The organism is Chthoniobacter sp. (assembly GCF_040003245.1).
Lineage (GTDB): Bacteria > Verrucomicrobiota > Verrucomicrobiia > Chthoniobacterales > Chthoniobacteraceae > Chthoniobacter.
Genome location: NZ_JBDUCX010000238.1, coordinates 1 through 10385, shown reverse-complemented (window position 1 = coordinate 10385; position 10385 = coordinate 1). Strand labels below are relative to the sequence as shown.

General features: G+C 62.0%; 7 protein-coding genes. 2 read left to right on the top strand and 5 right to left on the bottom strand.

Features of this window, described 5'->3' with window-relative positions:
* Nucleotides 1–49: 49 nt before the first annotated feature.
* Together ABJF10_RS24890 and otsB are read right to left on the bottom strand one after the other, a co-directional pair.
* The gene (locus ABJF10_RS24890; RefSeq protein ID WP_348547328.1) at nt 50–1630 is read right to left on the bottom strand and encodes a trehalose-6-phosphate synthase; all 1581 of its coding nucleotides are present in this window, start codon (nt 1628–1630) and stop codon (nt 50–52) included.
* Between the two features lie 163 nt (nt 1631–1793).
* Nucleotides 1794–2459 carry a trehalose-phosphatase gene (otsB, locus tag ABJF10_RS24885; RefSeq protein ID WP_348547329.1) on the bottom strand — a complete coding sequence of 222 codons (666 nt, stop codon included), beginning with the start codon at nt 2457–2459 and terminating at the stop codon, nt 1794–1796.
* 105 nt (nt 2460–2564) lie between these two features.
* On the opposite strand from otsB, the gene ABJF10_RS24880 reads away from it, so the two are divergent.
* Nucleotides 2565–3809 (top strand): phospholipase D-like domain-containing protein, encoded by a 1245-nt coding sequence (locus tag ABJF10_RS24880; RefSeq protein ID WP_348547327.1) that lies wholly within the window; start codon nt 2565–2567, stop codon nt 3807–3809.
* A 585-nt stretch (nt 3810–4394) separates the two neighbouring features.
* Here ABJF10_RS24880 and ABJF10_RS24875 read toward each other — a convergent pair.
* Nucleotides 4395–4595, bottom strand: coding sequence for a hypothetical protein (locus tag ABJF10_RS24875; RefSeq protein ID WP_348547326.1), 201 nt, complete (start codon nt 4593–4595; stop codon nt 4395–4397).
* Between the two features lie 173 nt (nt 4596–4768).
* Between ABJF10_RS24875 and ABJF10_RS24870 the strand changes: the two genes are divergently transcribed.
* Nucleotides 4769–8893, top strand: coding sequence for a hypothetical protein (locus tag ABJF10_RS24870; RefSeq protein ID WP_348547325.1), 4125 nt, complete (start codon nt 4769–4771; stop codon nt 8891–8893).
* Between the two features lie 175 nt (nt 8894–9068).
* Here the strand turns inward: ABJF10_RS24870 and ABJF10_RS24865 are convergent, their stop codons facing one another.
* Together ABJF10_RS24865 and ABJF10_RS24860 are read right to left on the bottom strand one after the other, a co-directional pair.
* On the bottom strand, nt 9069–9653 hold the full coding sequence (locus ABJF10_RS24865) for an HNH endonuclease (RefSeq protein WP_348547324.1): 585 nt from the start codon (nt 9651–9653) through the stop codon (nt 9069–9071).
* 43 nt (nt 9654–9696) lie between these two features.
* Nucleotides 9697–10385 (bottom strand): RtcB family protein (locus ABJF10_RS24860; protein WP_348547323.1); only part of this gene is annotated, 689 nt, incomplete at its 5' end.

Genomic DNA, 10385 nt, shown 5'->3' with positions numbered 1-10385 from the left:
TACCGCGGGGACTTCGCTAACTTTTTGCAGAAAGGATGAAATATCCGGGTTAGGCTGCTGCTCTATCTTTGCGGCGATGGCCTCCCAGTGATTCGTCCAGTGTAGCGTCTTGTCCATATTCGTTTAATTCTAAATGCAGCAGTTCGGAAAGAAATTTGCCCGCCCACCGAAAGACATTGTTATAAGCGACTTGGGCTCGAAGCCGCACCATCCGCCTCCGTTGCTCTTGCGGCGACATTTCAAGTGCGCAGGCCATCGCATCGCTCACTTCGTGAATCGCAAATGGATTGATCTCGAGAGACTCGGGTAATTCCCGGTGCGCACCAGTAAATCGACTGAGGATGAGAACGCCCATCTCGTCGGTTCGACTCGCGAGAAACTCCTTGGCCACAAGATTCATTCCATCGTGCAAAGAGCTGACGACACAAAACTGCGCCAGGCGATGCAAAGCCATCATGTCGGTCGAATCAAAATGCCGTTTGAGCAAAACAACGGGCTCCCAATCGCCCTTCCTCCATCGGCCATTGATCTGTGCGACCAGCCCGTCGACCTCCTCTTCCAAATTACGATATTCCTCGAGGTGTGAACGGCTCGGCACCGCCACCTGCGCGAAGACGACCCGCCCGCGCCACTCGGGATGACGTAGCAGCAGATCATCAAAGGCACGCAAGCGCTCAGGAATACCCTTTGTGTAGTCGAGTCGTTCGAGCCCGATTCCCAGAGAACGCTTTCCGAGCTGCAAGCGATCACGCCAGGACTCCATGGCTTGTGCCACTTCATCGCTTGCCGCGTGTTCGACGTGCTCGGCGCAATCGATACTGATCGGAAACGGACGGACCCTGGTAGGGCTCGCCTTGCGGGTAATTTCGAACCTCTCGTGATCCACTTTTGCTTCCATGGTGCGATCCACCGTATCGAGGAAGTTCTGGCAATGGTGGCGAACCTGAAAACCCAGCAGGTCGCTGCCGAGCAGCCCATCAAGCAGTTCGGCGTGCCACGGAAAGGTGCGAAATATTTCGCGGTTTGGCCAGGGTATATGCCAGAAGTGAGCGATCACGAGGCGATTTCCCGCCAGGGATTTGAGCATCCGCGGCAGTAGGGCAAAGTGATAGTCCTGGATGAAGATCAACGCCGGACCGTCACCCGCCTCTTCGATTACTGCCCGCGCAAATAGCGCATTCACTTCCTTGTAAGCTTCCCAATCCTCTTTCCTAAAGACCGGTCGGGTGAAGGCCATGTGACAGAGCGGCCAGAGCCCTTCATTGGACAATCCGTAATAAAATCCCTTTTCCTGCTTTGGTGTGAGCCACACCCGCCGCAGCGTGTACGCCGGATCTTCTGGCGGCACTTCGACCCGGTTCGAAGCATCGACCACCGCGCGATCCGCGGTACCTGATCCGTGAGCGATCCACGTCCCTCCAGCGGCGGCCATGATGGGATGCAGCGCTGTCGCCATGCCGCTCGCCGGTCGGATGCATTCGATCTGCGTGCCTTGATAGCGGTGAATGTAAGGCTCACGATTGGCCACAACTATGAGCTTTCTGGCGCCTAGTTTTTCGGCGATCAGATCATGTAACATCCCCCGTGTCCAAGTCCTGGCGTGAATGGTTTCAGCGATAGCGTGCATCATTCCAATATTTCTGTATGGAGCTTCGTTTTTCGGTACCGGCTTGTCTCCCGCTGTTCCATTACATTCCCGAAAGGGAGCGTTTCGCCCGGCGACGGTATGCAGGAAAACAAGCCGCACGCGTGATCGGACTGATCGACTCCGCCGTCGAAGGTCGCGGAATAACTCACGTTCCGGTCGCTTTGTTTTTGCAAGGATCCAATGCATCGAACGGCAATTCATTGACGGCTTGATCAATGCGAGAGAGGAGCCGGACTACATCCGGCGAGCTTGCCACGACAAACTGCGCCTTGCTTACCGCGGCATTCCCGACGCAAAAAGTCATTCCACCGAGCAATCGTGAGAAGGAGTCTTCATCATCAAGGTGGTCTCCGACGTAAATCGTATCGGCGGATGAGAGGTGTAGGTGCGAGAGCATCTGCATCAACGCGTCACCTTTATTCCACGAAGCCCGCGCCCGGAGCTCCCAGCAGGCCTCACCCTCGAACACTCGCAACCGGGGATGATGGCGGACGATGATTTCCATCAATTCTCGCAAAGCCACTCCCTCACCTGGGTCCGCCATCCGCCAGTGGACGGTCACGGCCATTCTCTTGTCCTCGATAAAAACGCCCCGAAGCCGTTTGGTGCATCTCCCGAGAAACGTGAGTGCATCGACCAACTCCGCTCGACAACTCACCGCCAAGCCGTCGGATGAAGTCAGCCCTGGCCCGCGAATCTGCATGCCGTGATTACCCGCATAGTAGGCATTTGCCAGACCGATACGATTCCGCAGATCCTCCAAAGAGCGCCCTGAAAGAAAGGCGAGAGTAATCCGGGGAGAAGCGCCCACCCTGCCGGCGCCCAAGCTGGAATCTCCCAATCAGATCTCGAGGGAGATATCAATGTCGGACCCGCGCCCATGATCGGTCTGCCTGGACTGATTTCGAGCCCCATAATGCTGGGCCTGCCCGCGCTGATCGTCGCTGCGCTCGGCCTGAGCGGATGTACATCCGTGCGGCGATTGCATGAGCCGCTACCGGCAATCAGCGCGATCCACAGTCCCGATTTCGCCCAAGCGACCGGATCGATGCTCGGCGCGAGCTTTCTGCCTGGCAATCGCATCACCACATTGAGCGATGGCGACGCGATTTTTCCCGCGATGCTGGGGGCGATTCATCTCGCCCGGCACACCGTTACTTTCGAGACATTTGTCTTCCACCGGGGGGGGATTGCCCAGCAGTTCGTCGATGCACTCGCGGAACGCGCCCGCGCTGGCGTCGAGGTGAAGATGATCGTCGATGACTTGGGCTCGTTCGGAGCCGGCGCCTACTTCGCCGCACTGCGGGCTGCCGGTGTGCAATTGGAGGTCTACCATCCGGTCTTCTCTGCCGACCTTTGGCGACTCAACTATCGGACGCACCGCAAGCTCCTCGTGGTCGATGGCAAGATCGGTTTCATCGGCGGCGTGGGGATCGGCGACGAATGGCATGGCCACTCCAGCGGCTCCGACGAGTGGAGGGATCTGCACTATCGAGTCGAGGGGCCAGTCGTGGCGCAGTTGCAAGCGGCGTTCCACTCCAATTGGTTCGCCGTTCATCACGAGGTCATTCTTGGCCCCGGATATTTTCCAGCGCTCACCGAAATCGGCCATGCCCGTGCGGGTGCATTCTTCAGTGCTCCACAGCGTGGGCGTTACACGGTAGGTTTGATGTATCACCTCGCGATTGCGGGGGCTCGGGAATCCTTACTCATTGAGAATCCCTACTTCGTCCCGGACAGAGCGCTCACCGAAGCACTCTGCGCGGCGGCACAACGCGGGGTAAAGGTAAAGGTGATTATGCCCGGCCGCCACATCGACTTCTCACCGGCACGTCTGGCTTCTCGAAAACGCTGGCCGCGTTTACGCGCCGCGGGAGTCGAACTCTACGAATTCCGCGGAACCATGCTGCACTCGAAGCTCCTTGTCGCGGACAGCCTTTTCGTCTCGGTCGGCTCCGCCAACTTCGATCCGCGTTCTCTAGCCATCAACGATGAGGCCAACCTCGTCGTTCTCGATCCTAGCTTCGCTCGGGAACAAGAGCGCGTCTTCGAAAGTGATCTTCAACGCTCTCGTCCGGTCGATTTGCAATCTCCGATTCTGTCGGGAGTCATTGACCTGCCGATTCGCTGGTTTCAATCAACATTCGAGCGGCAATTTTAACCACGGGTATTGCCTCATCATCAGAAAAAAATCGCACGCGGCTGCTCGTGCCCGGATAGTCGAGGCCGAGCTGTGTGAGATGCGGGAATGGACGCGGACAGACGAACGGTGGGGCAATCGGAAACCGGCGATCGGATATCCGGTTGAGCGCAGATGGACTTCCAACGGAAAACCTTACGGAAATGTAAGAATACCGGCCGCGACAACCGCGAAGGCGTCGGCCATCGTTCCGCTCTCAAAAAACTTCAGCACCAGCCAGACTATGAACCACTACCCACACATTTCCGCGAACCCACTTCGTCGCGAGCGCCTCGTTGATCTTGCCCAATTTCGCAGATCCGCCGTCACACCCGAAAGTCCTTCGCTGCTCGTTGAAGCCGATGCGCAGCGTTCGCCGGCGGAAGAGATCGGCGGGGGCGAGGGCGATGCAGAGCCTCTTCAATAAGATCACGGGGTTCCGATTTGGCGCTGGCGGATGGCAGAGCAGCGCGGGTGCGGGTGCGCTTGCCAAAGCGGGATGAACTCAGCACCGAAGCCGAGTCCGATGACCGCGGTGTTCAGTTTTCGTGTACTCATGGAATGGATTCATTGGGTGGGGCGATGGAGGAAGGAGAGACAGCGGCGCGAGGGGCCGGCGTGGCGCGGCTGTTTTTTGAGCGTCAGGTAGTCGATATCCACATCGGCGGCACTGCTGCCGGTGAAATAGAGCAGCCGGCCGAGACCATTCTTCGGAGCGAGGTTATCGCATTCCACCACGGCCCAATGGCCGCTGGTGCCCGGCACCACCGCGCCCACGAATGGGCATCGGCGGATTGTTGCTGCGCAGGGTGATCAGGGTCTCGGCGTGGGTGCGGACTCGGAGCCGGAATTTTCCGGTTGGGCCCGCCGCGGTTTGGTTCAGGATGCTCTCGCGCAACGGATCCCCCGGCTGCTATAATAGTTCGCCCTCGTTCCCCGTTATGAAAAATATCCGGTCCCGTTTCTTTGCTCGGACAATACTCGTCGCGGGTATTGCGCTCACTTCACTCTGCCACGCCACCGCGCCAGCCGCAGACGCCGGCCAACAAATCCCAGAGCCGCTCAAGGCTTGGGAAACGTGGGCGACGTGGGACGACACCCAGCGCGCCTGTCCGACGCCCTACTCCGACGCGAACAAGCACCTGTGCTTCTGGCCTTCCCGTATGGGCTTGCAGGTGAACCAGACCGGCGCGCAGTTCGACATGGTTGTGACGGTCTTCAGCGAAACCTGGGTGCCGTTGCCGGGCGGGACGAGCGTGTGGCCGACCGGCGTGAAGTCGAACAATTCGCCCGTCGTGGTGATCGAGCACAACTTGAATCCGGCGGTGCGCTTGAGCGCCGGCACCTTTCACCTCGAAGGCGCTTACCAGTGGAACGCGGTGCCGCAGCGCATCTCCATCCCGCGCGAGATCGGAATTCTCGCGCTGGTCATCGATGGCCAGCCGGTGGAGGCGCCGTCGTGGGACGCGCAGGGTGATCTCTGGCTGAAGCGCGGTGCCTCGACCGAGGAGGTGGACACGAACTCCCTCTCGATGAAGGTCTACGCGATGATCGAAGACGGCATCCCGCTGTGGCTGCACACCGAGGTGGAGCTCATCGTTTCCGGCAAGAGCCGCGAAGAAGATCTTGGTGTCGTGCTGCCCGAAGGCTGGAAACTCTCGTCCGTGGAAGGTCCGATCCCGGTCGCCGTGGACGATGCGGGGCGGATGAAAGCGCAAGTGCGCGCGGGGCGGTGGAAACTGAAGGCCGACGCGTTTCGGTTGGATCAGCCTAAGGAAATTCGCTACGCGACCGGCGCGAAGCCGGCCGTCGCGGAGGAATTTGTGGGCTTCCAGGCAAAGCCAGATTTTCGGACGGTCGAGATTGCGGGGATGCCTGCCGTCGATGTGTCGCAGACGACCTTTCCGGAACAATGGCGCGGCCTCCCCGTGTATCGCTGGGACACCGGCACACCATTTCAGGTCGAGGAACGCATGCGCGGCATGGGACAGCAAAAGCTCGAAAGGCTGCACATCTCCCGCGAATGGTGGCTCGACGAAAACGGGCACGACCTAACTTTTCGCGATACGATCTCCGGACACATGCAGCAGATCTGGCGGCTCGACGCGGCCGCCGGGCAGGACCTCGGCTCGGTGCGCAGCAGCGGGCAGGGCCAACTCATCACGCGCAATCCCCAGGATGGCGCCGCCGGGGTGGAAATTCGTACGCGCAATCTCAACCTCGAAGCCACCGGGCGCATGGCCCGCGCTGCGTCGCTCCCGGCCACCGGCTGGCGCGCAGATGCCGACTCGCTGCAAATGACGCTCAACCTTCCGCCCGGCTGGCGGCTCTTCGCGCTCTTCGGCGCGGATTGGGTGCATGGCGATTGGCTCACCGCGTGGACTCTACTCGACCTGTTTCTCCTACTCGTTTTCACCCTCGCGGTCTTCCGGCTGTGGGGTCTCCGCGCGGCGCTGCTGGCCTTCGCAGCCTTCGGCCTCTCGTATCATGAACCCGATGCGCCGCGTTATCTCTGGCTCGTCCTGCTCGTACCGCTCGCCCTGCAACGGGTGGTGCCGGAAGGCTGGGGCCGGCGGGTAGTGCACATCGGGAAATGGATCGCGGTCGGCATGTTTGTCCTCGTGTTTGTGCCCTTTGTCGCCGGACAGGTCGTCGAAGCGCTCTATCCGCAATTGGAACCGAACGCCGTCTACGGTGCGACGAACGTGAGACACTTTGCTCACACACCCGATTTCGCGGCTACTCCCAACAGCCCGGTCGCTCCCCAAGCAATGGCGGACGGCGAAGGCCGGGCCACGTTGAGCAGGAGCGCAGACGTCACGACCGCAACCATTTCGTCGAGCCTCTCCTTGAAGAAGGGCTGGGCAGCTTCGGACAACATGAGCTACGATGCGAAGGCCCGCATCCAAACCGGCCCCGGCGTGCCGGAGTGGACGTGGCGGGAGGTGAGCTTCGGGTGGAATGGCCCGGTCTCCGCCACGCAACAAGTCCGCCCGATCCTGATCTCCCTCACTCTCGAGCGTGTGCTCACCGCGCTGCGCATTGTGCTGCTGCTCCTACTCGCCGCAATGTTGCTCGGCGTGCGCCAGATCGGCGGCGCCGTTTTCAGGGCGAGTGGAAAAGCCGCCGTGCTACTCGTCTTCGCGATCCTCATTTCGAATGCCTCGGCGCAAACGACGATCCCCGATGCGAACACGCTCGAAACATTGCGCAAGCGCTTGCTCGAGGTTTCCGACGCTTACCCGCACGCGGCAGACATCCCAACCGCGACGCTCACGATTCATGAGCAAAAGGTCGTTCTCGATGCGGAGATCCACGCCGCCGCCCGCACCGGCGTGCCGCTGCCGGGCCGCCTGCCCGGGTGGTCGCCCGTGACCGTGCTCGTCGATGACAAGCCCGAAGTTTCGATGCGGCGCGACGATGGTTACCTCTGGCTGTTGCTCGAGCCCGGCGTGCACCATGTGCACGTCGAAGGCTCGCTGGCCAACGTGACCGAATGGGAATGGACCTATGTGCTCCTGCCGCGCCAGGTGAAGATCGATGCGCCGGAGTGGAATATCAGCGGCGTAAAGCCTGATGGCGTCCCGGAGACGCAGGTCATCCTCACGCGCAAACAAAAGGCCACGGCGCAGCAATCCAGCTACGAGCAGCAGGCCGTGCAATCGATCGCGGTCGTCGATCGCACACTCGAACTGGGGCTGGTCTGGCAAGTGCACACGACCCTGAGCCGGCTGTCGCCGCGCGGTAAAGCCGCGGTGTTGCGCATTCCTCTCGTGCCCGGCGAGAACGTGCTCACTTCCGGAGCCATCGTGAAAGATGGTTTCATCGAAGTGCGTCTCGGAGCACAGGAGCAATCCTTCGCGTGGGAGAGCGAACTCGCCGTGACCAAGGAACTCACGCTGTCCGCTCGCGCCGAAGATACCTGGGTGGAACGCTGGCATCTCGTGGCCTCGCCGGTGTGGAATGTCACGCTCTCCGGTCTCGCACCAATTTTTGAACCGACGGATGCGAATCTCGTGCCGGTGTGGCATCCGTGGCCCGGGGAAAGCGTCGCGCTCGCGATCAGCCGGCCCGAGGCCATGGCCGGAGTGACGGTCACCGTGAATCGCGCCGCGCACGAATTAACGCTCGGCAAACGCCAACGCACTTCCCAACTGGACCTCGCGCTACGGTGCAGCCTCGGCGAAGACTTCCTCGTCGACTTGCCCGCCGACGCCGAAGTCACTTCACTCACGCACGATGGCGCGGCGATCCCCGTGCGCAAGGAGGCCAGTAAGCTCATCATCCCCGTGCATCCCGGCGAGCAGAAGATCGCCATCGGCTGGAAACGCAACGTGCCCCTCAGCGTGCGCGTCGCTACCGACGAAGTGCGCCTGCCAGTGGAAAGTGCCAATATCCAAAGCACCATCACGGTGCCCGAGGATCGCTGGGTGCTGTGGGCGAGCGGGCCACAGCGCGGGCCTGCGGTGCGCTTTTGGGGCATCCTCATTTGCTCGCTGCTCGCCGCCCTCCCGCTGGGCCGCATGGCGCGTTCGCCGCTGGCTTCGGCGGAGTGGATGCTGCTCGTCATCGGCCTCACCCAGGTGCCCTTGCCCGCGGCGCTCGCTGTCGTCGGCTGGCTTTTCTTCATTGCCTGGCGGGGCAGCGATTCCTTCCAGCAGCAGCTCGGCAGGGTGAGCTACAACTTTTTGCAAATCGTGCTCATCCTGCTCACCGCCGCCGCGCTCGGTATTCTGCTCACCGCCGTCGGCGAAGGACTGCTCGGCCGCCCGGAGATGTTCATCACCGGCAACGACTCCACGCAAACCGCACTGCGCTGGTTTCAGGCGCGCAGCGACGGTCTGCTCCCACACTGCGAATGCGTTTCGATTTCCATCTGGTGGTATCGTTTCTTCATGCTCGTCTGGGCGCTCTGGCTGGCCATGGCGCTGATTCGCTGGCTGCAGTTGGCTTGGAAGAACTTCGGCAGCGGCGGTTATTTCCGGCGGAAACCCAAGGCGCAGGCAGTCCCGCCAGCAGCGGCGGCGGTGCCCCCGCCGATGCCGCCATCGATGCCCGCGAAGTAACACGTGGCGTGGCTTTTCAGGTGCAGGCGCGTGTCCTCACGCGCCGGGCGTTGATCTGTTTCGCAGCGCCAGCCCGGCGCGGGAGGACACGCGCCCTACACCCGAGATCTCACCTCACACCACCAACGATGCGAGCCGCTGCCTGGCAGGCAGGCAGCGGCTCGGAGTCGGAACTTCACGCCGGGCGCAGGAAGTGATTCCAGTCGGCGACGTCGTGATGGTTGCGGATGAAGGCGGTCACCGGCAGGGCGCGCGGCACGCTCGGACGCGTGCGCAGGCGCAGGCCGGCTTCCTGCGGGAGGCGGTCGGCTTTGCGCGAATTCACTTCGCGGTGGGCGAGCACGCAGTTTTCCCACGAGGTTTTGCCACCGCGCGAGCGCGGCACGACGTGGTCGATGTTGCCTTCTTTCGGTGCGAGCTTGCGACCCGTGTACTGGCACACGCCGCCGTCGCGCTCCCAGATGCCACGCGCGCCGAATCTCGGACGGCGCAGCGGCACGCGGGTGTAGTTCGCCGCGACGACCACTGTCGGTACACGCACCGGACCACGCGCGGTCTTCACCGCGAGATCATGCTCGCGCACGGGCAGCGCGACCCAGTCGCTCCATCTCGTCGGCAGGAAGTTGCCGTCCGCAATATCGAGGCCGGCGGCCGCGTCGGAAGCCATCATGCAAAACGCCTCCGCAGGCGTCTTCACGTGGATCGCCTGCCAGTGCCGGTTCAGCACGAGCACGGTTGGTTTGTTCAGGATGTCATTCATTGGATGTTCGATGTTGGGTGTTGGATGTTAGGCGCGCAGCGCCTCAGTCTTCCGCGCGGTCGCCCGCCGGGCACATCTTCACGAGCTTCGGGTCGAAGCGGCCGAGGACGTCGACCAGGTCGGTCTGCGCGGCCATCACTTGCGCGATGTCCTTGTAGACACCCGGCACTTCGTCGAGGCCCGCGGAGAGGAGCTCCACGCCGGCGGCGGCGAGTTGCTTCTTCACCGCGCTCCAGGTGAAGGACTGGAGCGCCTTCGTGCGGCTCATCACACGGCCCGCGCCGTGCGACGCGCTGTGCAGCGACGCGGGCGAACCCTTGCCGCGCACGACGTAACCCGGCGAGGCCATCGAGCCCGGGATGACCCCGAGCACGCCGGCGCCCGCGGGCGTCGCGCCCTTGCGGTGCACGATCACTTCGCGCTCTTCGCCATTCACGACGTGGCGTTCTTTCCACGCGAAGTTGTGATGGTTCTCGATGTCGAGGACGAGGTGCGCGCCGAGCTTGCGCCCGATGTGCTGGTGGATGAGCGCATGATTGGCCGCGGCGTAGCGGCCCATCAAGTTCATCGCGGCCCAGTATTCCTGGCCGTCGGCGTCGTCGAGCGAGAGCCACGCGAGGTGCTTGAGTTCCTTCGGCAAGTGCTCGTGGCGGGCCATCGCGCGCTTGCTGTAGAAATCGCACACCTGCGCGCCCGTGCCGCGCGAACCCGAGTGCGTGAGCAGCGCGAGGT

Coding starts and splice junctions, on each gene's coding strand:
- ABJF10_RS24880 (WP_348547327.1), top strand. CDS start 2,565: ATGCTGGGCCTGCCCGCGCTGATCGTCGCTGCGCTCGGCCTGAGCGGA.
- ABJF10_RS24865 (WP_348547324.1), bottom strand. CDS start 9,653: ATGAATGACATCCTGAACAAACCAACCGTGCTCGTGCTGAACCGGCAC.
- ABJF10_RS24870 (WP_348547325.1), top strand. CDS start 4,769: ATGAAAAATATCCGGTCCCGTTTCTTTGCTCGGACAATACTCGTCGCG.
- ABJF10_RS24890 (WP_348547328.1), bottom strand. CDS start 1,630: ATGATGCACGCTATCGCTGAAACCATTCACGCCAGGACTTGGACACGG.